This is a genomic window from Massilia sp. Dwa41.01b, from assembly GCF_014171775.1.
Taxonomy (GTDB): domain Bacteria; phylum Pseudomonadota; class Gammaproteobacteria; order Burkholderiales; family Burkholderiaceae_D; genus Telluria.
Window position 1 is genome coordinate 2,438,427 of sequence record NZ_CP050454.1, and the last position, 22,534, is coordinate 2,460,960.

Genomic DNA, 22,534 nt, shown 5'->3' on the forward strand with positions numbered 1-22,534 from the left:
CGCGTACAAGCGGGAATGACTCGAAAACTGCATCAAAGCGGTGCTGACCTGTTGCGTCAGGGAGGGACTCATAGTGGCCTGCACTATCCGGAAAAGAAGAGACGGTTGGGAATGATGCATGCGCCCCGCCGAAGTCCTTGCGCGAGCACAACTTGAACACTGTACGATCCCGCTCGTGCGTACTGTTGTGCCATATCAAGTCTTGAAGTAAAGCAGCGCCGAAGCGCACGCATCGCTGTCGACCCCAAGCATGCGCCGCAGCAAGCGCCGCGGGCGTACAATCGGCCCGACCCTACTTGCCACTTCGTCAATGAGAAAAGCACATGCCGGTAGCGCGCCGCTGATCGGTTGCGCGGGCTGGAATATCCCGAAAGAGGCCGCTGCCGCCTTTCCCGAAGCGGGCAGCCATCTGGAGCGTTATGCCGCCGTGTTCCCGGTGGTGGAAATCAATTCGTCCTTCTACAAGCCGCACCGGCCGCAGACCTATGCGCGCTGGGCCGAGAGCGTGCCGCGCGACTTTCGCTTCTCCGTGAAGGTGCCGCGCGCGATCACCCACGATGCGGCCCTGCGCGATATCGACGAGCCGCTGGCGCGTTTCGCCGGCGAGGTGGGCGAGCTGGGCGACAAGCTCGGCTGCCTGCTGGTCCAGCTGCCGCCCAAGCTCGGTTTCCACGACGAGAGCGCGCGCGAGTTCTTCGTGCGCCTGCAGGAGCGCTTTGCCTGCATGGTCGCCTGTGAAGGGCGCCACCCGAGCTGGTTCAGCGACAACGCCACCGAGTTGCTGCGCGAGCGCGGCGTTACCCGCGTGATCGCCGACCCGGCGGCCGGCCAGCCCGGCCCGCACGTGCCGACGACGAGCGACATCTACCTGCGCCTGCATGGCGGGCCGCGCATCTATTATTCGTCGTATCCGGACGACTACCTGGCCGCGCTGGTGCGCGACCTGCGCGTGCACGGCGCTGCCGGCCGCAAGGTCTGGTGCATCTTCGATAACACCGCGGCCGGCGCGGCCGTGCCGAACGCGCTCGCCGTGCTGGACGCGTGCCGGGACGCGGCGCCACAGGCCGTGTAATACTGCCTCCATGGACACGGCCCCGATGCAAGCCCCGTCCAGGGTGACGGCGACATTTCGTTTCTACGACGAACTGGGCAATTTCCTGCCACGGGAGCGCCGCGGACATGCATTCGCGGCGCCGTGCGCGCGTGCGGGGACGACCAAGCACATGATCGAGGCACTGGGCGTGCCGCATACCGAGGTTGCGCTGATCCTGGTCAACGGCGAGTCGAGCGGACTGGACCGGCTGCTTGCCGACGGCGACCAGGTGTCCGTGTATCCGCGGTTTTCCCGCTTCGACGTGGGGCCGGTCCAGCGTGTGCGGACGCCGCCTCCGGCGCCGCTGCGTTTCGTCGCCGACGCCCACCTTGGCGCGCTGGCGCGCCTCCTGCGCATGGCCGGCTTCGACACCCTGTACGACAATGCCTACCAGGACGACACGATCGTCGCGATTGCAGCCGGATCAGGCCGGGTGATACTGACGCGCGATCGCGAACTGCTCAAGCGCCGTGGCGTGCAGCACGGCTGCTACCTGCATGCAATCGCGCCCGACGAACAACTGCGGGAATTGTTCGCGCGCTTCGACCTGGCTGAAACCGCCCGCCCGTTCACGCTCTGCCTGCACTGCAACCTGCCGCTACGCGCGGTCGACAAGGCCAGCGTCCTCGATCGCCTGCCGGAATCGGTGCGCGCGCTGCACCACGAGTTCACGCTGTGCGACGCTTGCGGGCGGGTGTTCTGGAAGGGGTCGCACCACCGGCGCATGGCCGCGATGCTGGCCGGCCTCGCAGCCGACCCGCCGCCTGGGGAGAGGGGGCATGAGTGAGCTCGCGCCGAACCTGCCGTTTCCGATCCGCACCGAGTGTCCGCCCGGTGCCTGCGTGTGCGAGCGCGCGCGCCTGCTGGCCGATCCGGGCGGCGACTTCCGTCCGCTGGCAATCGACCGCAAGCAGGAGCAGAAGCTGCTGGCACGAATCGAACGCATCGACAGTTATGCCGACCTGCAGCATGTGCAGGACTTGATCCGCAAGAACGTCGGGGCCGAACTGCGCATCGCACCGGGGCCGAACGAAGTGCGGTCGATGCGCGGCATCATCATCGTTCTCGAAGAGAAGCCCGGGCTATGCAAGAAAGTGCGCCAGTCGGTGGCGGCCGCAGTGCGCAAGCGCCTCCAGGAAAAGCCGGAAATTGCCTACGCCATCCTCGATGCGGGCACGCTGTTCGGCGGCACCTAGCGAACCGCGTCCGGCCGACGCTTCGCGCGGCGTGCGACCATCGCCACCATGGCGACAGCCATCAGCCAGGCGGTGGTGGGTTCCGGCAGGTCCGTCCCCGGCGGCGGGTCGAGCGGCGGATTCGACGGCGGGCCTGGCCGGCCGGGATCGGGAACCGGCACGAACGGGCTTGGCTCGGGGAGCGGCGGCTCGCCCTTGTCCAGCGCCGGGGGCGGCATGAAGGCCACGGGCGGCTCGACCGTGACTGCCCCGGATAGCGGCGGCGCGCTGACCGAGGCCAGCAACTGGATGTCCGGCGGGTAACCGTGGATCGGCGGCGGCGCCGGGCGGTCGAAGCCGCCTGCAGGCGGCAGTGACAGGCGTGGCGCCGGCCTGCCGACGACACGGGCCGGAACGGGCTTTGGCGTCGGCGTGCGGACACGGGCAATGAGGCCGGCTTCCCAGGCGGCCCCTTCGAAGACCGTGGACGTCGAGCGACTCGGGCTTGGGTGCATCCGGCTCGACCGGCAGGCGCGGAACGGCCGAGATGCGGTTCGCGCAGCGCGCGCGCATCTCGCTACGGCCATCGCTGAGAAGCATTTCGCCCGGCCGCAGCATGACCTTCCTGGCCGTCCAGTACACCTGGTCGCCTTTTCGATAGGAGACATAGACGGCGCGCGCGGCCGAGACCGTCACCGGCTGCGCGCGTCCCGGGTCGAAGCCCGCATAGTGCAGCGCAACGACCTTGTCGCTCCGGACGATTTCCGCAAGTTCGGCCGCATCCGCCACGCCGCCGGGTACGACCGAGTAGCGATACACGGGCCGCCTGGCCGCTGGGGTGCCGGCGGGAGCTACCGGCGTCTCCACGGCCGGGCCTGCGCCGATACTCACCATCGACAACTGCGGCACCTGCGCGGGCATCAGGCCAAACGCGAGGGCACAGCAGGCGGCGCACGCGGACACGAGCTTCATGACGCGCTGCCGCAGCTGGAGTCGTTGCATGTTGCGTCGAACTGATGGGTAGCTGCGGTCCATGTATGCCTTTGGGTAAGATATGTCCCACAGGGTAGAGGAGGCACAAAGGGGAAGCTATTTTTTGAGCGGCAATTTCGTCAAATTTTGCGATAACGCAAACGATCCGTTGGGCATCTGCGACGTAATTCTTTGAGGAAATTGAGTCCTGGAAAAACCCGGTGTATGTTGTGCAAGGGCTTTGAAAGGTGAGGAAGCGCGGTCATTCCAGCTTGTGGCGGCGCGACACTGCCCCTACGCTTTTCGACGCCAGGGGCCCGGGCATCGCCGCGCGGCGAGCCGTTCGGCGCACGGCCTGCAGGCTCATTTGTGCGCGCGAGCGCGTGCACCTGCAGCCAGGCATAGCCGGCGAAGGAGAAAAATGAAGCGCTGGCGGACCGTTTTCACCGTGACCATACTCGCGGCCATGGCAACGCTGGCCAGCAGTTCCGTCGGGGCGGTAGTGCTCGCTATCTATCCCGACATCATGGGATGCGAAGCCGGCTGCCCGACCGTCGCTGGCGGCTGGCCGGCGCCTTACCTGATCGACTATCCCGCCATCTCGCCGGTCGGCTCGGTCGCCCTGACCGAAGCGCTGCTGGGCGACGACAAGATCTGGCCGCGCGAGCTGGCCCTGAGCTTCGCTTTCTGGCTGGCCGCCAGCGCGGTGGCGCTATGGATAGGCAGGCGTCTCGCCGCCGCGTCGAGATCCGCACCAGGGAGCTGAGGGCGCCCGGTGGTTGCCCTTTCATCCTGACAAGGGTTTTCAGCACGATCCCGACAAGAAGGCAGCCCGCCATCGCCAGCGACCAGGCGCCGTGCAGCGTGTTCTATCCGATCGACACCCCGCGTGCCATCTCTTCCTTGCCGATCTTCCCGACGCGGCTCGGTAGGACAGGACGCAGCAGGCCCTGGACGCCGAGCAGGAGCAGCCCGCAGCCGATCACCGATTCGCCCACCAGGTCGCCCTGCAGGCCGCCCACAGACTCATCGCACCAGGCCCGCCGCCGAAGAGGAGCCAGAAAACGCGAGAGACGGGGTAGCGCGAGCGTTTCGATGTGCTCATGGCAAGGATGAACTGCTTGAGCCGGCGATGATCGTGTGCATACCCGCGTGGCGGGGGCGCAGCCGGCGGAGGCGAACGAAAAAAAGGCCGCACATGGATGCGGCCTCCCTGCTTGCCTGCGCGCGCGCGGCTCAACGGCGGCGGAAATGCCCGCGATGACGGTGACCACCCCAGCTGCGGCCGAAACTCAGGCCCAGCCCGATCGACACCGGCGGGTACCAATACGGTTCGTAGACCGGCGCGGGATAGACTGGCTGAGGCACATATACCGGCACGCCGACGACCGGCGCCGGTGCCGGGTTGACGAAGACATTCGAGCTGGTGACGACGCCGGCATCGCCGGCACGCGCACCGGTACCGAGCGGCACGGGCGTCACGGACACGACCTGCCAGCCGTTCGGATCGGCGGCCTGGGCGTAGCCGCGGGTGCCGTAGTTGGCGGGACCCGGGCCAGGGCGGCGCAGCCTGCGAGGGTGGCAAGCGCCCATAATAACGAGTAGTTTTTCATGACGGTCCTCCTGATCCCGCCATGATAGTTTTTCCGTGTCCATGCGACGCCTGCAATTACAGCTTGTTACACCTGCGCTCGCGCCCGTGCATTCGCAGGCCGCGACAGTCGGCGTTCGGCGGCGCAGGGCACCAGACCCCGCACCGTCCCACGGTGGCAAGGGTGCCCTCAGAAGGCTTGTTCGCCGGCGACAAGGCCGCTTGCGACGAAGGGGGCCAGCGGCACCGCGTTGGCGATCGCCAGGTAGCCGGCATCGTTCGGATGCAGGTGGTCGCCGCTGTCGTAGGCGGCCAGGAGCCGCGTACGCCGTGCCGGATCGCGCAATGCCGCTTCCGTATCGAGCAGCGCGTCGAATTCGCCGCTCGCGCGCATCCAGTCGTTCACGCTGCGCCGTACCGCCTCGCGCGCGGCCGTGTAATAGACGAAACCCTCGAAGGGCGGCAGGGTAGCGCCGATGATGGCAACGCCGCGTGCGTGCGCGCGCGCAATCAGTTGGCGGTAGCCGGCGATGAGCTCGCTCGCCGGGATCGGGTTGGACCCGGAGCTGTAGCAAATGTCGTTGATGCCGATGAGGGTGACGAGATAGCGTACGCCGCTCGTCGCGAGGACGTCGCGGTCGAAGCGCTCGAGCGCGGCGCGGCCTGCGAGCAAGGCTGTGGGGTAGTCCTTCAGCATCGAGTTGCCGCTGATTCCACGGTTGACGACGCCGATGCGTCCTGCCGACCCGAGCGAGGCCTGCAGGCGCCGGGCGAGGTAGTCCGGCCAGCGCCGGTTCGTGTTGGCGGGGCTGCCCTGGCCGTCGACCAGCGAGTCGCCCGGGCGACCAAGCACGGCAGGCTTCCCTCGACATCGACCTCGGTGAGGAAGGGCCAGGAGGCCAGCGTCCGTGCCACCGGCATGGTGGCGGTCGTGCTGTAGTCGCCGCCGGGCGAGAGATAGTTGCTCTGGAGCGCAACGTTGTGCAGCGTCGTGCCTGGCGCGCTGCCGGGCAGGTAGAGGCTGACGGCGAGGTCGGCCTGGGCGGGCACGGCAAGGTCGACGGGATCGGACATGGCCGGCGTACCGGCCGGAATGGTGATTGCCGCCGCGCCACCGAAGCGCAGTTCGCGCAGGCTGCCCGCGTTCACCGAGGCCCCGCTTGCGCGCAGGCCGATGCTGGCGCGGCCGATGCGCAGGGCCGTACTGCCCATTTCGTTCGAAACGCGGATGCGGACCCGCGCGCCACCGATGCTGGCGCGCACGACCAGCCTGAGCGTCGACCCCGAGAAGTTCTGGACGCTGGCCGCGGGGGAGGGCCGGCCGGTGCCGTGCCCCGGTGGCGCACCAGCCTGCGCCGCTTGCGAGCTGGGCGCGTGCGGACAAGGCCGGGGTCGCCAGGGTCAGCGCCAGGGCAGGCCCTGCACGCAGGACGCCACGGCGGGCCGGCGATGGGAGAACGGATGACGCGTGAAGACAAGGCAGCTGCTTGACCATGGCGGAGTTCCTCTCTCGGTGAGCGTCGTCAACGATGGGTTGACGTGACCAATCTAAAGCGCCGCCGCCATGGTGCTCAAGAGCCGCACTGTCATGCATTTGCGCTGGCGCAGACGGTGACGATATTTCGCTTGACCTTGAGAAATTGCTCAGTGCTGGCAGGCCGGCCGCCTCGCCGCGGGGCCAGGGCGGGGCGCCAATCCGCGGGCTCCAGGCGCGCGCATCGAGCAGGGAGGGCATCGCGTCGCCAAACGAGACCGGTCCCGCCGCGATAGCTCGCGCCGGGACCGGAAAGGGTGGTGCTGGACCGCCGCCGGGGCCGAAGGCCGCGTGCGCTAGCCGCCCGGTGTGTGGCGGCGGCCCGGTGCGCGTTTATTTGCGCAGGTTGCGGCGGCGCAGGGCGCCGACACCCAGCATACCGGCGCCGAGCAGGGCCAGCGAACCCGGTTCAGGTACTTCGCCGCCCGGGTTGCCCGAACCGCCCCGTTCGAAGGCGCCCACGTACAGGGTTTCCGGCGTGGCGCCGGTGCTGCCGTTCAGGAACTGGATACCCCCGCCGACGATGCATTGCGACAGGGTCGGGCAGAAAGCCAGCGCCGCGGCGGCCTGGGCATCGTCCAGCACGAAGCGGTGCGTGCCCGACTGGCCGATGCCGCCCGTATCGCTCAGCACCATGTCGAGTCCGACGTAAGCGAAGGTTTCGATCGTATTGCTCACGGTGCTGTACAGGCTGAGGTAGAGGTCGGTCAGGGTAGCGTCATTGCCGGGCCCTCCTTCGCTGATGTTGACCACGAAGCCGAGCTCGGCGGCGCTGGTGATGCCGTCGATATCGGTGAGCAGATAGGTGTTGTTGCCGGCGTTGCCCGCGGTGTTGTCGCCCCCCTCCAGGCCCATCTGGCAGGTCGTCGTCGGCGTTGCAGGATTGCCGCCGAAGGTATGGGTGACGCAACCGGACTCGGTGCCGTTCCGTCGGCGGCCGTTGCCGTTGTCCTGGACGGTGACGACCGTCGAGACATTGCCCAGGCCGGTACCCGTGTTCTGGGTTCCATTGACGTAGACGAGATTGGCGAATGCAGGTGAAGCACCAGTCAGGACTGCCGCGCCGAGCGCGAGTTTCAGGATGGTTCGTTTCATCGCTAGCTCCCTTGTTGAACTTTCGTTCTTATGCGCCTTGGGTTAAGGCGTGACCGAGTTCAAGCAAGTAACAAGCCAGTGTCAATACATTGAGGGATATCAGCTACTTATGGTAAACAAGCAGGCGCCCTCGGCTGGAGGTGTAAAGTTTCTCGACTGCGTGGAAGATGCCAGAAGATAGCGTATGGATGAGCGCATGTTCTCATCAGTTAGGTGCGGATCTCGGCAGTCCTTGCCATCCGCCAGCGCCCGGCACGGAAGACGCGTGACGGCAGCCGCATCCAGGATGACCAATAGTGGCTGCCCATGAAAAGGCGCCAGCTGCTCAAGGCAAGCTGGCGCCCAGGCCGGCCGCGCAGGCGGTCGGCAGCCCGATACGGGATCAGCGCACGCTTACGCTGACGCTACGCGTGCTGGTGTTGCCGGCCGCGTCGCGCGCGGTGGCGCTGATCGTATGCGTCCCTTTGGCGATCTTGCGCGTGTTCCAGCTGTACGACAGCGCGCTGCCGCTACCGCTGGCAACGACGGCGCCGTCGATCGCCAGGCTGTGGCGAATGCCGGCTGCGCCGCTGTTGTCCGATGCGCTGACGGACACCGAGACCGTTCCCGCGACCGTGCCGGTGGTGGGGTTGTCCACGCTCAGCGCAGGTGCCGTCGTATCCTGGGCGACAACGGTCGTGCCGTTGGCAACGTTGACGGACACCGCCGCCGAGCTCCCGGCATTACCGGCGGCGTCGTAGGCGACGGCAACGAGCGAGGCCATGCCATTGGCGACCCCGGCCGAATTCCAGCTGAAGCTGTACGGGGCGGCGGAGTCGGTAGCGACGACGGTACCGTTCACTTTCAGGTCGACCCGGGCCACGCCGACATTGTCGGAAGCATTGACGCTGACGGGAACCAGACCGCTGACCGAACTGCTGTCAAGCGGTGCGCTGATCGCGGCCACTGGAAGCGTCGCGTCGACGGCGCTGGCATAGGCGCGTGCGGCGCTGACGGCGGCGGCTGCATTGACACGGCCATGGCCGAACACGGGATCGCGGCCGGCCGCCCCCAGGTCGACAGCTGTCTTGAACAGCAGGGCTTCGATCTGCTCGCCGCTCAGGTCGGGGCGGGCAGCCATCATCAGCGCGGCAACGCCTGCGCTCACCGGGCTGGAAAAGGAAGTGCCGTTCCACGACGAGTAGCCGAGAGAATTGTTTGTGGTCCAGATGCCGCTGCCGGGCGCTGCCAGGGACACGAAGCTGCCCCAGCTCGAGAAGCTGGACTTGGTATCGCTGCTCGTCGTCGAGGAGACGATGATGTAGGCCGTGTCGGGCGTCACGTTCTCGTTGACGTTGGCGTTGCCGGCGGAAATGAATACCAGGCCGCCCTTGCTCTTCATGTAACGGGCCGCGCTTTTTACGGACGAGCTGGCTGCAATACCCGTATAGCTGACGTTCGCCACGCGTGCGCCGTGGTCGGCAGCGTAGGTGATGCCGTTGGCGATCGTGCTGAAGTAGGCCGGGCAGCCGGTACCGTCCTTGTAGGCAATCCTCACCGGCATGATTCTGGCGGAGCCGGCGACGCCCGCGACGCCAATGGCGTTGTTGGTGCTTGCTGCCGCCGTACCCGCGACGGCGGTGCCGTGGCCGCACAGGTCGCTCGTATCGGTGTTGTTGTTGTACACGTTATAGCCCGGAACGAGGCGCTCCTTCAGGTCCGGGTGCGAGGCGTTGACGCCGGTATCGAGCACGGCGATCGTGACGCCGCCGCCCTGGGTGCTGTCCCATGCCGTCGGCGCGCCGATCTTGTTGATGTGCCAGGCGCTGCCGATATACGGGTCGTTCACCGCCATCGCGAGCTCGACCTTGCGATCCAGTTCCGCGAACTTCAGCTCCGGACGGCGCGACAGCCTGGCGACCGCTTCCTCTTCGGACAGGCCGGGCGGCAGGTCGACGATGTGCATGCGGCTCTGGCCGAGCTTGCGACGCTTGCCGCCATGGGCCTTGATGAGCTGATCGAGGTCGGCGTCGGACAGGCCGGCGCGGGCTTCGATCAGGATGCGGCCGCGAGCGAACTCGCCGGCCGGTTCGGCACTGGCGGCGGCACTGAACGACAGGCTCAGTGCGGCAGCGGCCAATGCGGCGGAGGTTTTACGGAAGGTAAGAGCGGAGAATGCATGCGAAGCGATGTTCATGAGAGCGAGTCCTGCGTAGGGGTAGAGAGCACAGGACTGCCGGCGAGCAGGGACACGCGAAGGCGTGCTCGCAGCTCAGTGGATGTTTGGCAGTCCTGCCGTCATCGAGCCGGGTGGCTCATTAGACCGTTGACTTTGCGTCCTCCGCTTTCGCGAAGTTTGCCCTGTTCAATATCTGAGCCCAGTGTAGAACGTGAATTTCCCCATGGCAACCAAAGCCCGCCAAAAAAACAGGCATTTGTCTCGTTTACGGGAAACTTTGACACAAAGCAAAGACTCGTTTGTTTAGCGTCCGGCAACGCGGCAGGGCTCGAACCGGGGGTGGCGCGTCAATGCGCCGACGGGCGGATCAGGCGGGAAAGCCGACGCAGCGGCGTCGGATTCGCGGTCTGGAGCGGGAAGAATGGGGCGGGAGGAAGAGCTGGTGAAGCGCAAAGGACAAACAAAAAAGGCGGGCAAGCCCGCCTTTGTCGATTTCTGCCGAACCGATCAGCGGCCGTTGCGGCGGCGGGCGGCGAAGCCTGCGCCCAGCATGGCGATTCCGAAGAGCGCCAGCGAACCCGGCTCGGGCACTTCGCTATCAACGGTGCCCAGCTTGATCTGGCCGTTGCCGGAAATGAAGAAGTACTCGCCGGGGGCGTTGGCGTAAGCAGTGCCGTTGCAGCCCGCACCCGTGAAGCCGGCGTACTGGCAGGCGACTTCATCGACGAGCGTCGCGCTTGGGCGGCCCACGGTATTCGCGTTGGTAAAGGCGAAGCCCATGATGGACTCCATCGACAGGTCGTTGCCCTCGCTGTCGAAGAAGTAGCCCGAGGCCAATGCGCCGGCATCGGCGCGGGCGAACACGCTCACTTCGCCATTCCTGATCGGGCTGCCATTCGAGTCGACCTGTCCGCCGCCGCCCGCCAGCACGTCGAACGAAGCGATCAGGTTGCCCAGGTTGGCGCCATAGATGCCGTCCGTGGAGCCGTATTGGCCGTTCGTCGGATTCTGGTACATCCGGATCGTGCCGCCTGCAAAGGTGAACTCACCGCCGAAAGTACCGGTGCCGTTCGCCTCGAACACGGCGGTGATATTGCCCCCAGGGTATTTCACCGGGAAGAGCTGCCCATTCGAGTCCGCCTGGGTGATGTTGAACACCGCGTTCTCGGTAAACGTGAAGCTGCCGTCGCCCGTCGGATTGAGCTTGATGAAGGCGTTCCCGTTCACATCCAGGTATTCGCCGATGGTCTGGCCACCCTCGAAGCCGCCACCTGTCGGGTTGAATACCCAGTCATTCAGGATCGGCTCGGCTTGGGCAAGGCCCATGGCCATGGCAACAGCGCTGGCAACAGCAAATTTCTTCAAAACATTCATGATCATTTTCCTTATTGGCGGTTGATCGGATTGGATACGACCTCCGCATAGTGAGCAAGGTGCGTGCCAGTGCCGCCGATCCTCGTAAAATCAAGGACTTGCATTTTTTTGTTAACTCAGCAGTAAGGAAAATGTAAAGATTGGCGACGCGCGGATCGCTCGGGCGCCTACTTGAAGTTGCAGGGAATCATGCTGCGGACGAGCAAAAGGCCGGCCGGACGGCCCGGAGTCCGGCGGCACGACTGCCGTCGCGCGCCGGATTAGGCAGGCAACAGAGCGGGCAAGCCCGCTCTGTTCCTGACGCGGCGATCAGCGTCCGTTGCGGCGACGGGTCACGAGTCCGGCACCGAGCATCGCGATGCCAAACAGCGCCAGGGACCCGGGCTCGGGCACTTCGCCCAGCTTCAGCTGCCCGTTGTTGGACACGAAGAAGTACTGGCCCGGTTGATTGGTATAGGCGCTGCCGTTGCAGCCTGGACCGGTGAACCCGGCGTATTCGCAGGCCACTTCGTCGACCAGCGTGCTGCCCGGCCTGCCGACGGTATTGGCATTCGTGAAGGCAAAGGCCAGGATCGACTCCATCGACAGGTCATCGCCATTGCCTCGATAGAAATAGCCCGGTGCCAGGTCGCCTTCGCCGGCGCGCGCGAAGACGCTGATCTCGCCGTTTCTCAGCGGGCTACCGTTGGCATCGACCTCGCCGCCGCCGCCGGCGAGCACGTCGAAGGTGGCGATCAGGTTACCCAGGTTGGCGCCATACACCCCGTTAGTGCCGCCGTACTGGCCGTCGGTCGGGTTCTGGTACATCCGGATCGTCCCGCCGCTGAAGGTGAAGTTGCCGCTGAACTGGCCTGTGCCGCTGGCCTCGAAGACGGCCGTGATATTACCGCCGTTGTAATTTATCGGGAACAATTTCCCATTCGAGTCCGCTTGCGAGATGTTAAATACCGCGTGCTCGACGAACGAGAAGCTATTGCCACCCGTCGGCGTCAGCTGAATGAAGGAATTCCCATTCACATCCAGATATTCACCGATCTCCTGACCCGCTTCAAAGCCTCCTCCATTAGGATTGAACACCCAGTCATTCAGGATCGCAGCAGCTTGGACACTGCCCACGGACATTGCGACAGCCGCAGCACAGGCTAGTTTCTTGACTAGTTTCATGATTCTCATCCCCTCGTGTGGTGGTGAATCGATAGGTACAGCGCTGCAAAGCTAAGCAAACTGCATACCAGCGTATTTACACGACTGGTAAACAAGCACTTGTGACTTATCGTTTCCTCAGCAGTCGTGCGAAGTGTAAGTAATCCCGACAGCGAAAACCGTGACTGGAGAGTGAGCGGGAGCGAACTGGCGTGCTGCCGGGGCAGCCCGAGTGTTGCATGTCCTTGAAATTGCTGGGGTTTAGCGTTGCAGGGCGCCGACATGCGCGCCCTTCGGGTGAATACTGCTGAGCGGAAGATTTCTCGACAAACGTCTTGCACTGGCGGCGCGGGCAGGCGGGTACGACCGTCGAGCTGCCTTATGCCAATACCGACAAGATGCCATCCAAGCCACTGAAATTGAGCGCCACATCGGCCCTGGCCTGTACCACCGGCTTGGCACGGAAGGCCACCGACAGTCCGGCGATGCTCATCATCTTCAGGTCGTTGGCGCCGTCGCCCATGACGATCGCCTGGGCGGGATCGCAACCCAGATCCTGGCATACGCGCGCGACCGTACGCATCTTTTCCTCGGCGTCGACGATGCCCCCGACGACGCGTCCGGTCAGCCGGCCTTCCACGACTTCGAGCACGTTGGCGTGGGCGACGTCCAGCCCCAGGCGCGCCTGCAGGCGCTCGGTGAAGAAGGTGAAGCCGCCCGACACCAGCAGCGTCCTCAGCCCGGCGGCCTTGACCGCGGCCAGCATCGCCTCGGCACCCGGCGACAGGCGCAGCCGTTCCTCGTACACGCGCGCGAGCGCCGCCGCATCCAGCCCGGCCAGCAGCGCCACGCGGCGCGTGAGGCTTTCGGAAAATTCCAGCTCGCCGCGCATGGCCGCTTCGGTGATCTCCGCCACCTGGGGTTTCAGGCCCTGCATGTCGGCGATTTCGTCGATGCACTCGATGGTGATCAGGGTCGAGTCCATGTCCATCGCCACCAGGCGGAAGTCGGCCAGACTGCGGCCTGCCGCGATGAAGGTCGCGTCGACGCCGGCCTCGAACGCGGCAGCGGCGACGGCCGCGCGCACGTCCGCCGTGGCGCCGACGTCCTCGCAGCGCAGCGCATGCGCGGACAGCCGGTGCACGCGCGCGGGCTTGGCCAGCGCGCCGATTGCGCCGAGTCGTTCGGGCGAGGCGCCGGGCCCCTGCAGTACCAGGTTCATCGTCATCGTTCAGGCCAGCAGTTGTTTGATGGTTTGCTTCACCTGCAGCACGCGGCTGGCGAGGTCCGGCATGCTGGCCGTAAGGCGCAGCTTGTCCTGGCCGGCCAGCTTCACGTGGCGGTTCTTCTGGATCAGCGTGATGATCCTGATCGGGTCGATCGGCGGTTTTTCCATGAACTGCAGGCTGGCCGCTTCGCTGTGGGCGTCGATCTTGACGATGCCGACCTGTTTCGCCGCGATGCGCAGGCGGTGCGTCTCGACCAGGGCCTTCACCTGCTCGGGCAGCTTGCCGAAGCGGTCGATCAGTTCTTCCTGCATGTCGTCGATCTTGTCCTGGCTTTCGCAATTGGCCAGGCGCTTGTAGATCGACAGGCGCTCGTTGACGTCGCCGCAGAAGTCGACCGGCAGCAGTGCCGGAACGTGCAGGTTGATTTCGGTGGTGCTCGACAGCGGGGCCGCCAGGTCCGGCTCCTTGCCGGCCTTGAGCGAGCGGACCGCTTCGCTCAGCATGTCCGAATACAGCTGGAAGCCGATTTCGAGCATCTCGCCGGACTGGTTCTCGCCCAGCACTTCGCCGGCGCCGCGGATTTCCAGGTCGTGCATGGCGAGATAGAAGCCGCTGCCCAGTTCTTCCATCGCCTGGATCGCGTCCAGCCGGCGCTGCGCCTGCTTGGTCAGGTTCTGCACGTCGGAGACCAGCAGGTAGGCATAGGCCTGGTGGTGCGAGCGGCCGACCCGCCCGCGCAGCTGGTGCAGCTGGGCCAGGCCGAATTTGTCCGCCCGGTGCATGATGATCGTGTTCGCGGTCGGCACGTCGATGCCGGTCTCGATGATGGTCGTGCAGAGCAGGATGTTGAAGCGCTGCGCGACGAAATCGCGCATCACCTTTTCCAGGTCGCGCTCGTGCATCTGGCCGTGGGCGACGCCAATGCGCGCCTCGGGTAGCAGCTCCCGCAGCATGGCCAGGCGGTTCTCGATGGTGTCGACCTCGTTGTGCAGGAAGTAGATCTGGCCGCCGCGTTTCAGTTCGCGCAGGCAGGCTTCGCGGATAATCGAGCCGTCTTCGCTGCGGACAAAGGTCTTGATCGCCAGGCGCTTCTGCGGCGCGGTGGCGATGATCGAAAAGTCGCGCAGGCCTTCGAGCGCCATGCCCAGCGTGCGCGGGATCGGCGTGGCGGTGAGCGTGAGCACGTCGACTTCGGCGCGCAGGGCTTTGAGCGCTTCCTTCTGGCGCACGCCGAAACGGTGTTCCTCGTCGATGATGACGAGCCCCAGGCGCGTGAACTTCACGTCCGGCGAGAGCAGTTTATGGGTGCCGATCACGATGTCGAGCGTGCCGTCGGCCATGCCCTTGATCGCGTTGTTGATCTCCTTGCCGGTACGGAAACGCGAGAGCTCGGCGATTTTCACCGGCCAGTCGGCGAAGCGGTCGGCGAAGGTTTGCGCGTGCTGTTCGGCCAGCAGCGTGGTGGGCGCGAGGATCGCCACCTGCTTGCCGCCCATGACGGCGATGAAAGCCGCGCGCAGGGCCACTTCGGTCTTGCCGAAGCCGACGTCGCCGCAGACCAGGCGGTCCATCGGCCGGCCCGAGGTCATGTCCTTGATGACGTTATGGATTGCCTCGGCCTGGTCGGGCGTCTCGTCGAAGCCGAAGCTCTGGGCGAAGTTCTCGTAGTCGATGCTGGAGTATTCGAAGGCGTGGCCCTGGCGCGCGGCGCGGCGCGCGTACAGGTTCAGGAGTTCGGCGGCGGTGTCGCGCACCTGTTCGGCGGCTTTTCGCTTGGCCTTGTCCCACTGGCCGGAGCCAAGCGAGTGCAGCGGCGCATCCTCGGGCGAGGTGCCGGAATAACGCGAAATGACATGTAACTGGGATACGGGAACGTAGAGTTTGGTGTCCTTGGCGTACTCGAGGTGCAGGAACTCGGTCTCGCCTTCGCCCAGGTCCATCGAGATCAAGCCCATGTAGCGGCCGATGCCGTGGTTGATGTGCACCACCGGGTCGCCGATCTTCAGCTCCGACAGGTCGCGCACCATCGATTCGACCTGGCTGGTCGCTTCCTGCTTTTTCTTGCCCGCGCGCCTGCCGGAACCGGCATACAGCTCGGTTTCAGTGATAAAGGCAATGCAGCCGCTGGCTTCCTCGTAGAGCTCGAAGCCCGCCTGCAGCGGCGCCACGCCCAGCGCAAGCCTGGCGCTGCTCGTGCGCATGCCCTCGAAGCCTTCGACCGGCGTCACCGCAAGCCCGTATTCGTTGAAGTACTGCTGCAGGGTTTCGCGGCGGCCGTTCGAGTCGGCGCAGATCATCACGCGGCAAGCGGTCTTCGCGATGAAGGCGCGCAGGTGGGCCAGCGGGTCTTCCAGGCGGCGGTTGACGGCAACGTCGGGGATCGGGCCGGAGAGTTCCGAGGTCGGTGCCTGGGCGTCGCGCGCGATGTTCCAGCGTCCGTGCGGCTTGGCGCAGGTGAAGAATTGTTCGCTCGAGAGGAAGAGTTCGCGCGGCTCCAGCAAGGGGCGCTCGCGGTCGCTCTTGAGGAAGCGGTAGCGCGATTCGGTGTCCATCCAGAAGCGCTGCACGGCCGCCTCGATGTCGCCCACCAGGGCCAGCGGGCCCTCTTTCGGCAGGTAGTCGAACAGCGTCGCCGTCTCGTCGAAAAAGAGCGGCAGGTAGTATTCGATGCCGGCCGAGGCGATGCCGTTGCCGATGTCTTTATACACTGGAGACCTCGACGGGTCACCTTCGAATCTTTCGCGCCAGCGGCGGCGAAAACTCGTCCGGGCCGCCTCGTCCATCGGGAATTCGCGTCCCGGCAGCAGGCGCACTTCCCGGACCGGATACAGCGAGCGCTGGGTGTCGGCGTCGAAGGTGCGGATGGTGTCGATCTCGTCGCCGAACAAGTCCAGGCGGTAGGGCAGTGCGGAACCCATCGGGAACAAATCGATCAGGCCGCCGCGCACCGAGTATTCGCCAGGGGACATCACCTGCGAGACGTGGGTATAACCCGCGAGGGTCAGCTGGGCCTTGAGTTTGGCTTCGTCGAGCTTTTCGCCCTGGCGGAAGAAGAAGGTGTAGGCCGCCAGGAAAGAGGGCGGCGCCAGGCGCACCAGGGCCGTGGTCGCGGGCACCACCAGCACGTCGCACTGGCCATTCTGGATTTCATGCAGGGTCGCCAGGCGTTCGGACACCAGGTCCTGGTGCGGCGAAAACGCGTCGTAGGGCAGGGTTTCCCAGTCGGGCAGCAGGTGGCAGGACAAGGTGCCGCCGGCGAACCAGGCGATTTCGTCGAGCAGGCGCTGGCCATCGCTGGCATTGGCAACGACGACGGTGAGCATTTGCTTGCCGGCCTTGAAGGCAAGGCCGGCAACGGCCAGCGCATAGGCGTCGGAAGAGCCGGCAAGCGCAGGCAGGACGAAGCGTTGGCCGGGTTTGGGGAGGTGCTTGTTGAGATCGAAAGGCATGCAGGCGTGCGTTCGGTGTCTGGCCAAAAGGGTTGTTCATTATAGACGAACGGTCCCTTCCACGCCCCGACGCCACGCGCCCGCGGCCGCTCTCAGCGCCGGCGCATCGAAGAGACGGCCACGCCGGCCAGGATGACGCCGAAGCCGGCCGCATGGTACAGGTGCGGCGCTTCGCCAAGCAGCGGCCAGGCGGCCAGCGTGGCGAACAGCGGAATCAGGTACAGCGACATGCTGGCGCGCGAGGGACCGGCCAGGGCCACCAGGCGGTCGAAGCAGAAGTAGGCGCCCAGGCTGGGCACGACTGCCAGAAACCGAGGGCCAGGTAGAGCCGGCCGTCGGCGAAATTGGCCACGCTGCCGCCCACCGCTTCCAGGGCGGCGAAGGGCGCCAGCACCAGCGCGCCGCCGCCGCACAGCGCGGCCAGCTTGACCGTGCCGGGCAGTGGCGGCAAGGGCAGGCGCCGTCCCGCCACCGTGTAGAGCACCCAGCCGCAGGCGGCCAGCAGTACCCACAGGTCACCGGTGCCGAAATGCAGCTGGCCCAGTGCCGTGACCTCGCCTTTCGACAGCACGACCAGCACGCCGAGGATGGCCAGCAGCATGCCGCCGGCCTGGCGGCGCGACAGCGGCACTTTCCAGACGACGGTCTCGAGCAGCGTGACCAGTGCCGGGCAGGCGGCGAAGATGATGGCGATGTTGGCCGCGCCCGTTTCGCGCGCGCCGATGTATTGCGGTCCGACGGCCAGGCCCATGCCCAGGCCGGCGAGCAGCAGGATGCGCGGCCAGGCGGCAAGCAGGACCTGGCGCCGTACCCACAGGCGCGGGCCGACGGCGGGCAGCAGCAGGAGGAAGGCCAGCAGCCAGCGTCCAAAAGCAAGGAAGAGCGGGGGAATGGCTGCGCTCTCGGCCCAGCGCGCCACGACCAGGTTGGCGGCGAACAGCAGGGGGGCGATGACCATGAGGGGCAGTTCGGCTTCCAGCGGCGCTGCGCGGTAGCCAAGTCCTGCCCGTGAAACTGCTTCTGACACGGGAACTCCGGATAAGACAATGAAAGATTGCGGATGAAACGGGGTGCGGTTCAGTGAACGCTGCACCGCGCCGCTGTGCTGGGAGGCGCCCAAAGATTTTAATGCGCTGCACAAAAAATATTCTTTCGTTATCGCGAGCGCATAACTGATATTCACGAAGGAATCTCTGTATTTCGATTAAAATGAAGAAGAAATATCTACGCGCACCAATTATGGGAGGAGAAGCACCAAATGAGGGATGGCGAACTGGACGAGATCGATCGCAGGATCCTGCGCACGCTCAGCCGCGACGGCAGGATCAGCAACCAGAAACTGGCCGAGACGGTGAACCTGTCGCCCACGCCATGCTGGAACCGGGTGCGCGCGCTGGAGGAATCGGGCCACATCAGCGGCTACGCGGCCGTGCTCGACCAGCGCACGCTCGGCGTGCCCGACACCGTGATCATCGAGGTGACGGTCGACCGTCACGACGACGATATTTTCCAGCGTTTTTCGGATGCCCTGGCGGAGTTGCCCGAGGTGATGGAGGCCTACCTGCTGTCGGGGGAATACGACTACCTGATCAAGGTGGCGGTGGCCGGCACCGAAGGGTACGAGCGTTTCCTGCGCCAGAAGTTGTACCGGCTGCCCGGCGTGCGCCATACGCGCTCGACCTTCACGCTGCGCTGCCTGAAGCGCATGCCCTCGGTCAGCCTGTAGCGCGGGCGAAGGGGATCAGTTGGACTGGAGCAGGCGGCCGACGCCGGGCTGCTTCGCCAGGTCCATGCCGCCGCCGCCGATCTCGCCGGCCGTGGCCTCGCACCAGGCGCTCTGGCGCGCCGGCGTGGCCGTGCGTACCTGCTGCAGCAGCTGGCGCGCATCGTTGATGGCGCCGTTCCTGATCTGGGCGCGCGCATCGTGGGTCACGCTCGCGGCCAGCACCTGCTCGGCGCGCTCGGTCACTTCGCGGTTGCGCGACTTCCAGCCGTCGAGCGTGTCGCCATAGCGCCGCATCGAGGCCGGCAGGACCTGCATGCACAGGTGCAGCCCCTCGAGCGCGAGCGCATTGTTGTTGAGTACATTGCGCACGGTCGGCAACAGTGGCGCGTTGGCCCGCCGTGCGGCGTCGGCACCCCCGTCGCCGGCCGCCGGCCTGCCGCGGCCGTGCTTGAACAGCTGGACATTGGGCGTGGTGACGCTGGGCGGCTGGTCGGTATAGCTGACCCTGCCACCAGGGCCGATGACCTTGTAGATCTCGGCGCTGGCGGCATGGGCTAGCAATAACAACAGCAGGGCGGCAATCGAACGCGGGTGCATTTCAGGTATTTCTGGTTAGAAATTATCATCATCTTAGCGCAATATATTGACGGGGTCACGTGCCTTTTGCGACCGGCTGTCGCTAAAAGTGCGCGGCTGTGGTAGTCGGGTGATCCGTCCTCACCCCGGGCAAGCGGCTGGGCAGGCGCCGCCAGCGGGCGCTTTGCAGAAGATTCTGCGCCGCGTCACTACAGCGGGCAGGCCCGCAGCGTGTTGCCGGGATTCTATGCTGCGCCGCACCATATCCGATCCCGCTAGACTGCCATTTTGGCGTGCCGACCATGGCGCGCAGTCAATGGAGGTTCAATTGGATATCAGGACGATCATGACACCGAAACCTGTCAGCCTCGGGCTGCAAGGTGGCGGCACCTATGGCGCCTTCACCTGGGGCGTACTCGACCGCTTGCTCGACGAGGAAGCCTTCCGCTTCGACAGCCTCTCCGGCAGCAGCTCGGGCGCCGTCAATGCGGTGGTACTGGCCGACGGCTATGCCGAGGGCGGTGACGGCGCGGCGCCCAGGCCGCGCTGCGGCGCTTCTGGACCACGCTCGGCACCCTGGCCAGCGTCAGCCCGATGCAGCGCACGCCGCTCGACCGGCTGGCCGGCAACTGGACGATGGAACACTCGCCCGCCTACCAGATGCTCGAGATGCTCGGCGCCCTGGCTGGTCCCGTCATGGAAACGGCGCTTTCCCTTAACCCGCTGCGCAATCTGCTCTCCAGCCTGGTCAACTTCGAACGGGTGCGCCATTGCGAGGAGCTGGAACTGTTCGTCGCCGCCACCAATGTGCGCACCGGCACCGGCAGGATCTTCCGCCGCGCCGAACTCGACGTGCAGAAAGTGCTGGCGTCGGCCTGCCTGCCGACCGTCTTCGCCGCCGTCGAGGTCGAGGGCGAGAGCTACTGGGACGGCAGCTATGTCGCCAACCCGCCGCTCGCGCCACTGGTGGAACGGCCGCCGCGCGACCTGATCGTGGTACAGAACAACCCGGTCGCACGCGCCCGCATGCCCCGCAGCATGGCCGACATCAGCAACCGCTCCAACGAGATCGCCTTCAACATCAGCTTCGTGCGCGAGATCAGCACCCTGCAGTATGTGAACGGCTTGCCGGACGAAAGCCGTGGCGCGCAGATGGCCTTCGCGCCGATGCGCCTGCACCTGATCAGCGGCACGGACACGCTGGGGAGCTACGACATCTCCAGCAAGTTCAACCCCGAACTGGCCTTCCTGAACCACCTGCACGACTGCGGCGTCGCCGCCGCGGAAAGCTGGCTGCGCGAACACGGCAGCAGCGTCGGCGTGCGGTCCACGATGGACACGACGCCCGTCTTTTTCGCCGACCAGGCGCTGCGCGCCTAGGCGGCCGCGCTGTCAGGTGCCGGCGCGGGCACCCTGCGGTTAGCCACCCCGAAGGGCACATGCACCATCGGAATCGTTCCGCCGGGTGTGCTGCGCAGGTGCGACATCTGGTCGTCGAAGAAGATGTGCGGCTTGAACACGGACAGCACGCGCGACTTCTCCATGCCGCCCAGGAAGAAGGTTTCGTCGGCCGAGACGCCCCAGCTTTTCAGGGTGGTCACCACGCGCTCGTGCGACGGCGCGCTGCGGGCGGTGATGATGGCGATGCGCACGATGCGGCGATACTGGGGATCGCGCCGCTGGGCGGCTTCCTCCAGGCGCTGCATCATCGCCAGTTGCTGGAACAGCTTCGCCAGCGGGCCCGGGCTGTGTGGCCGGTCCATGTGCAGGGTCTCGTGGGCGTGGAATTCGTCCAGGTCGTTATTGCGCTTGAAGACGGTTTCCGACTCGTCGTCGGCCAGCACGCCGTCGAAGTCGAAGGCCACGCGCAGCTCGAGGTCGTCGTCCTCGTCGGAGATCCGCGAGGGCAGCACCAGGCCGGCGGGGTAATCGATGGCAATCGCGCTGCTGACGTCTTCCGCGTTGGCGCTCAGGAACAGCGACGCGTTGAAGGCCGGCAGATACGGGTAGGGCGGCTTGCCGGCCATGAAGGCGGCGCGCGAGATATCCAGGCCATAGTGGGCGATCGAGCGCAGCACGCGCAGTCCCGTTTCCGGCGAATTGCGTGAAAACAGCACCACTTCGACCGGCGACTGCTCGGGGAAGCACTTGTTGATGTTGAGGAAGCGCCGGATGAAGGGGAAGGCGACGCCCTTGCCGAGCAGGGTATCGAGGTGCTGCTCCTGGTAGGCGCGGTATTCTTCCGGGCCGCGCTCGAGATAGACCTGGTGCGATTCGGACAGGTCGAACAGGGCGCTCGACGCGACGCCGATTACCAGCTTTTGTTCAATCGGAAATGGCATGGGTCTCCTGGCGATGCGTTGGCGCCACGAGCCCGGTGGGCGCGCGTGGCTGTTCGGTTCAATTCTACCGGACAACAATGCAGGAGAGGAAGCAGGGCGGGGGAGCGCGGCTCGGGCGGGAACAGCAGATGCAGGAAAAGGAAGGCCGGGAAAAATCCCGGCCCCTGCGGCACGCCGGGGCGTGCCGCGCAATGGGTGGCTGGCTTAGCGGCCGGTACCGCCGGTGGTGCCGGTGGTGGTGCCGGTTGCGGTGCCCGAGGTGCCGGTCGTGCCGGTCGTGCCCGTGGTGCCGGTCGTGCCCGTCGTACCGGTGGTGCCGGTGGTGCCGGTCGCGCCCGAGGTGCCCGAGGTGCCCGTGCCCCAGCTGCCCGAGGTGCCGCCGGTGGTGCCCGAGGTACCCGAAGCGGCGCCGCTGGTGCCCGTGGAGCCCGATGCGCTCGAACCGGTCGACGAGTCGGTGCTGGTGCCGGTCGAGCTGCATGCTGCCAGGCCCAAGCCCATCACGCCGGCCAGGATAATGCTCAGAGTGGTGCGTTTCATGTTTTTCCTCCTTGGTTTGTAAAGGCCTTCATGATGCGAGCGCTCTCTTCAGTCCACCATAGGAAGGACGCGATAGCGCGTGTAGGACTAACCGGACAGTTAATGAAGAGTTAAGCCGGCGCGGCCGTGAAAATCAGCGCTGGTCGCCACGGGTCGCGGTGCTTGCGCCCTCGGCCGGGCCGCTCGCGCTATCGACCGCACCGGTGGTGCCGGAGGTGGCGGTGGCGCCGGCCGATCCGGTGCTGCCGCTCGTCATCGAGCCGCTGCGCGCGCCGGAAACGCTGGCATCGACGGGGGTGCTGGTGCCGGTATTGTCGCCCGCGTTGCCGCTCATGCCGGCGCAGGCAGCCAGGCCCGGGCGGCGGTGGCGCCGACCAGCAGGTTCGAAAGAGTGCGCTTCATGGTCAACCTCGCAAAGTGATGGGAGGTTTCCATGATGTGGCGGCGGCGGGCGCCGCGCCATAGGAAGGCCACCAGCATGGCTGTAGGACATGCCGGACAGCGGCCGTGCGCCGCTTGCAGGCCGCGCCTGGCAGC

23 protein-coding genes, 1 pseudogene and 1 riboswitch are annotated in these 22,534 nt (G+C 65.9%); of the genes and pseudogenes, 7 read left to right on the forward strand and 17 right to left on the reverse strand.

Annotated features, from left to right (window positions below; genetic code table 11):
- The first annotated feature begins 310 nt into the window (after nt 1-310).
- From G4G28_RS11175 to G4G28_RS11185, 3 genes are read left to right on the forward strand one after another with little or no spacing between them, the layout of a single operon-like run.
- Nucleotides 311-1,072 carry a DUF72 domain-containing protein gene (locus G4G28_RS11175; protein WP_182988320.1) on the forward strand — a complete coding sequence of 254 codons (762 nt, stop codon included), beginning with the start codon at nt 311-313 and terminating at the stop codon, nt 1,070-1,072.
- A 10-nt stretch (nt 1,073-1,082) separates the two neighbouring features.
- Nucleotides 1,083-1,880, forward strand: coding sequence for a Mut7-C ubiquitin/RNAse domain-containing protein (locus tag G4G28_RS11180; protein ID WP_229508027.1), 798 nt, complete (start codon nt 1,083-1,085; stop codon nt 1,878-1,880).
- Complete coding sequence (locus G4G28_RS11185) at nt 1,873-2,289, forward strand: hypothetical protein (RefSeq protein ID WP_182988321.1); 417 nt, start codon at nt 1,873-1,875, stop codon at nt 2,287-2,289. The genes G4G28_RS11180 and G4G28_RS11185 overlap by 8 nt, the downstream gene beginning before the upstream one ends.
- Here G4G28_RS11185 and G4G28_RS11190 read toward each other — a convergent pair.
- Entirely contained in the window at nt 2,286-2,783 is a 498-nt protein-coding gene (locus tag G4G28_RS11190; RefSeq protein ID WP_183108375.1) for a PEP-CTERM sorting domain-containing protein, read from the reverse strand. The genes G4G28_RS11185 and G4G28_RS11190 overlap by 4 nt on opposite strands.
- Nucleotides 2,784-3,661: 878 nt before the next feature.
- Here G4G28_RS11190 and G4G28_RS11195 point away from each other — a divergent pair.
- Complete coding sequence (locus G4G28_RS11195; RefSeq protein ID WP_182988323.1) at nt 3,662-4,006, forward strand: hypothetical protein; 345 nt, start codon at nt 3,662-3,664, stop codon at nt 4,004-4,006.
- A gap of 103 nt (nt 4,007-4,109) precedes the next feature.
- Here G4G28_RS11195 and G4G28_RS11200 read toward each other — a convergent pair whose 3' ends face one another.
- The 11 genes from G4G28_RS11200 to G4G28_RS11245 form a co-directional block, all read right to left on the reverse strand.
- The gene (locus G4G28_RS11200) at nt 4,110-4,262 is read right to left on the reverse strand and encodes a hypothetical protein (RefSeq protein WP_182988324.1); all 153 of its coding nucleotides are present in this window, start codon (nt 4,260-4,262) and stop codon (nt 4,110-4,112) included.
- Between the two features lie 214 nt (nt 4,263-4,476).
- Nucleotides 4,477-4,833: a hypothetical protein gene (locus tag G4G28_RS11205; protein ID WP_229508028.1), complete on the reverse strand. Its 357-nt coding sequence runs from the start codon at nt 4,831-4,833 to the stop codon at nt 4,477-4,479.
- A 188-nt stretch (nt 4,834-5,021) separates the two neighbouring features.
- Nucleotides 5,022-5,684 (reverse strand): SGNH/GDSL hydrolase family protein, encoded by a 663-nt coding sequence (locus G4G28_RS11210; RefSeq protein WP_183108376.1) that lies wholly within the window; start codon nt 5,682-5,684, stop codon nt 5,022-5,024.
- A gap of 1,014 nt (nt 5,685-6,698) precedes the next feature.
- Nucleotides 6,699-7,460: a PEP-CTERM sorting domain-containing protein gene (locus G4G28_RS11215; protein WP_182988327.1), complete on the reverse strand. Its 762-nt coding sequence runs from the start codon at nt 7,458-7,460 to the stop codon at nt 6,699-6,701.
- 382 nt (nt 7,461-7,842) lie between these two features.
- Nucleotides 7,843-9,636 carry a S8 family serine peptidase gene (locus G4G28_RS11220; protein ID WP_182988328.1) on the reverse strand — a complete coding sequence of 598 codons (1,794 nt, stop codon included), beginning with the start codon at nt 9,634-9,636 and terminating at the stop codon, nt 7,843-7,845.
- Between the two features lie 85 nt (nt 9,637-9,721).
- Nucleotides 9,722-9,810: riboswitch (cyclic di-GMP riboswitch) on the reverse strand.
- A 315-nt stretch (nt 9,811-10,125) separates the two neighbouring features.
- Nucleotides 10,126-10,992 (reverse strand): flocculation-associated PEP-CTERM protein PepA, encoded by an 867-nt coding sequence (gene pepA / locus G4G28_RS11225; RefSeq protein ID WP_182988329.1) that lies wholly within the window; start codon nt 10,990-10,992, stop codon nt 10,126-10,128.
- Nucleotides 10,993-11,301: 309 nt separating this feature from the next.
- Entirely contained in the window at nt 11,302-12,156 is an 855-nt protein-coding gene (gene pepA, locus G4G28_RS11230) for a flocculation-associated PEP-CTERM protein PepA (RefSeq protein ID WP_182988330.1), read from the reverse strand.
- Nucleotides 12,157-12,514: 358 nt separating this feature from the next.
- Complete coding sequence (gene serB / locus G4G28_RS11235; RefSeq protein ID WP_229508029.1) at nt 12,515-13,363, reverse strand: phosphoserine phosphatase SerB; 849 nt, start codon at nt 13,361-13,363, stop codon at nt 12,515-12,517.
- Between the two features lie 3 nt (nt 13,364-13,366).
- Complete coding sequence (gene mfd / locus G4G28_RS11240) at nt 13,367-16,813, reverse strand: transcription-repair coupling factor (RefSeq protein WP_182988331.1); 3,447 nt, start codon at nt 16,811-16,813, stop codon at nt 13,367-13,369.
- A 92-nt stretch (nt 16,814-16,905) separates the two neighbouring features.
- Nucleotides 16,906-17,112 (reverse strand): EamA family transporter, encoded by a 207-nt coding sequence (locus G4G28_RS25930; RefSeq protein ID WP_308602263.1) that lies wholly within the window; start codon nt 17,110-17,112, stop codon nt 16,906-16,908.
- Nucleotides 17,028-17,840: a DMT family transporter gene (locus G4G28_RS11245; RefSeq protein WP_229508031.1), complete on the reverse strand. Its 813-nt coding sequence runs from the start codon at nt 17,838-17,840 to the stop codon at nt 17,028-17,030. The genes G4G28_RS25930 and G4G28_RS11245 overlap by 85 nt, the downstream gene beginning before the upstream one ends.
- A 231-nt stretch (nt 17,841-18,071) precedes the next feature.
- Between G4G28_RS11245 and G4G28_RS11250 the strand changes: the two genes are divergently transcribed.
- Nucleotides 18,072-18,539, forward strand: coding sequence for an Lrp/AsnC family transcriptional regulator (locus tag G4G28_RS11250; RefSeq protein ID WP_182988332.1), 468 nt, complete (start codon nt 18,072-18,074; stop codon nt 18,537-18,539).
- A gap of 15 nt (nt 18,540-18,554) precedes the next feature.
- Here the strand turns inward: G4G28_RS11250 and G4G28_RS11255 are convergent, their stop codons facing one another.
- A complete protein-coding gene (locus G4G28_RS11255) occupies nt 18,555-19,136 on the reverse strand; it encodes a DUF4124 domain-containing protein (protein WP_183108377.1) in 582 nt (193 codons plus the stop codon).
- A gap of 325 nt (nt 19,137-19,461) precedes the next feature.
- Between G4G28_RS11255 and G4G28_RS25935 the strand changes: the two are divergent.
- Together G4G28_RS25935 and G4G28_RS11260 are read left to right on the forward strand one after the other, a co-directional pair.
- A pseudogene (locus tag G4G28_RS25935) lies at nt 19,462-19,569 on the forward strand (patatin-like phospholipase family protein); the annotation flags it as partial.
- A 140-nt stretch (nt 19,570-19,709) separates the two neighbouring features.
- Complete coding sequence (locus G4G28_RS11260) at nt 19,710-20,495, forward strand: patatin-like phospholipase family protein (RefSeq protein WP_229508141.1); 786 nt, start codon at nt 19,710-19,712, stop codon at nt 20,493-20,495.
- Here the strand turns inward: G4G28_RS11260 and G4G28_RS11265 are convergent.
- The 4 genes from G4G28_RS11265 to G4G28_RS11280 all read right to left on the reverse strand — a co-directional run bounded on the left by G4G28_RS11265 (nt 20,492) and on the right by G4G28_RS11280 (nt 22,477).
- A complete protein-coding gene (locus G4G28_RS11265) occupies nt 20,492-21,457 on the reverse strand; it encodes a 5'-nucleotidase (RefSeq protein WP_182988334.1) in 966 nt (321 codons plus the stop codon). The genes G4G28_RS11260 and G4G28_RS11265 overlap by 4 nt on opposite strands.
- A gap of 204 nt (nt 21,458-21,661) precedes the next feature.
- The gene (locus tag G4G28_RS11270; RefSeq protein ID WP_183108378.1) at nt 21,662-21,997 is read right to left on the reverse strand and encodes a hypothetical protein; all 336 of its coding nucleotides are present in this window, start codon (nt 21,995-21,997) and stop codon (nt 21,662-21,664) included.
- A 133-nt stretch (nt 21,998-22,130) separates the two neighbouring features.
- On the reverse strand, nt 22,131-22,331 hold the full coding sequence (locus tag G4G28_RS11275; RefSeq protein ID WP_183108379.1) for a hypothetical protein: 201 nt from the start codon (nt 22,329-22,331) through the stop codon (nt 22,131-22,133).
- Nucleotides 22,328-22,477: a hypothetical protein gene (locus G4G28_RS11280; protein ID WP_183108380.1), complete on the reverse strand. Its 150-nt coding sequence runs from the start codon at nt 22,475-22,477 to the stop codon at nt 22,328-22,330. The genes G4G28_RS11275 and G4G28_RS11280 overlap by 4 nt, the downstream gene beginning before the upstream one ends.
- Nucleotides 22,478-22,534: the final 57 nt, after the last annotated feature.

Bases quoted from the DNA above. Each gene is read 5' to 3' on its own strand.
- G4G28_RS11175 (WP_182988320.1), top strand. From the start codon at position 311: ATGAGAAAAGCACATGCCGGTAGCGCGCCGCTGATCGGTTGCGCGGGC.
- G4G28_RS11180 (WP_229508027.1), top strand. From the start codon at position 1,083: ATGGACACGGCCCCGATGCAAGCCCCGTCCAGGGTGACGGCGACATTT.
- G4G28_RS11185 (WP_182988321.1), top strand. From the start codon at position 1,873: ATGAGTGAGCTCGCGCCGAACCTGCCGTTTCCGATCCGCACCGAGTGT.
- G4G28_RS11190 (WP_183108375.1), bottom strand. From the start codon at position 2,783: ATGCACCCAAGCCCGAGTCGCTCGACGTCCACGGTCTTCGAAGGGGCC.
- G4G28_RS11195 (WP_182988323.1), top strand. From the start codon at position 3,662: ATGAAGCGCTGGCGGACCGTTTTCACCGTGACCATACTCGCGGCCATG.
- G4G28_RS11205 (WP_229508028.1), bottom strand. From the start codon at position 4,833: ATGGGCGCTTGCCACCCTCGCAGGCTGCGCCGCCCTGGCCCGGGTCCC.
- G4G28_RS11215 (WP_182988327.1), bottom strand. From the start codon at position 7,460: ATGAAACGAACCATCCTGAAACTCGCGCTCGGCGCGGCAGTCCTGACT.
- G4G28_RS11220 (WP_182988328.1), bottom strand. From the start codon at position 9,636: ATGAACATCGCTTCGCATGCATTCTCCGCTCTTACCTTCCGTAAAACC.
- pepA (WP_182988329.1), bottom strand. From the start codon at position 10,992: ATGAATGTTTTGAAGAAATTTGCTGTTGCCAGCGCTGTTGCCATGGCC.
- pepA (WP_182988330.1), bottom strand. From the start codon at position 12,156: ATGAAACTAGTCAAGAAACTAGCCTGTGCTGCGGCTGTCGCAATGTCC.
- serB (WP_229508029.1), bottom strand. From the start codon at position 13,363: ATGACGATGAACCTGGTACTGCAGGGGCCCGGCGCCTCGCCCGAACGA.
- mfd (WP_182988331.1), bottom strand. From the start codon at position 16,813: ATGCCTTTCGATCTCAACAAGCACCTCCCCAAACCCGGCCAACGCTTC.
- G4G28_RS11250 (WP_182988332.1), top strand. From the start codon at position 18,072: ATGAGGGATGGCGAACTGGACGAGATCGATCGCAGGATCCTGCGCACG.
- G4G28_RS11255 (WP_183108377.1), bottom strand. From the start codon at position 19,136: ATGCACCCGCGTTCGATTGCCGCCCTGCTGTTGTTATTGCTAGCCCAT.
- G4G28_RS11260 (WP_229508141.1), top strand. From the start codon at position 19,710: ATGCAGCGCACGCCGCTCGACCGGCTGGCCGGCAACTGGACGATGGAA.
- G4G28_RS11265 (WP_182988334.1), bottom strand. From the start codon at position 21,457: ATGCCATTTCCGATTGAACAAAAGCTGGTAATCGGCGTCGCGTCGAGC.
- G4G28_RS11270 (WP_183108378.1), bottom strand. From the start codon at position 21,997: ATGAAACGCACCACTCTGAGCATTATCCTGGCCGGCGTGATGGGCTTG.
- G4G28_RS11275 (WP_183108379.1), bottom strand. From the start codon at position 22,331: ATGAGCGGCAACGCGGGCGACAATACCGGCACCAGCACCCCCGTCGAT.
- G4G28_RS11280 (WP_183108380.1), bottom strand. From the start codon at position 22,477: ATGCTGGTGGCCTTCCTATGGCGCGGCGCCCGCCGCCGCCACATCATG.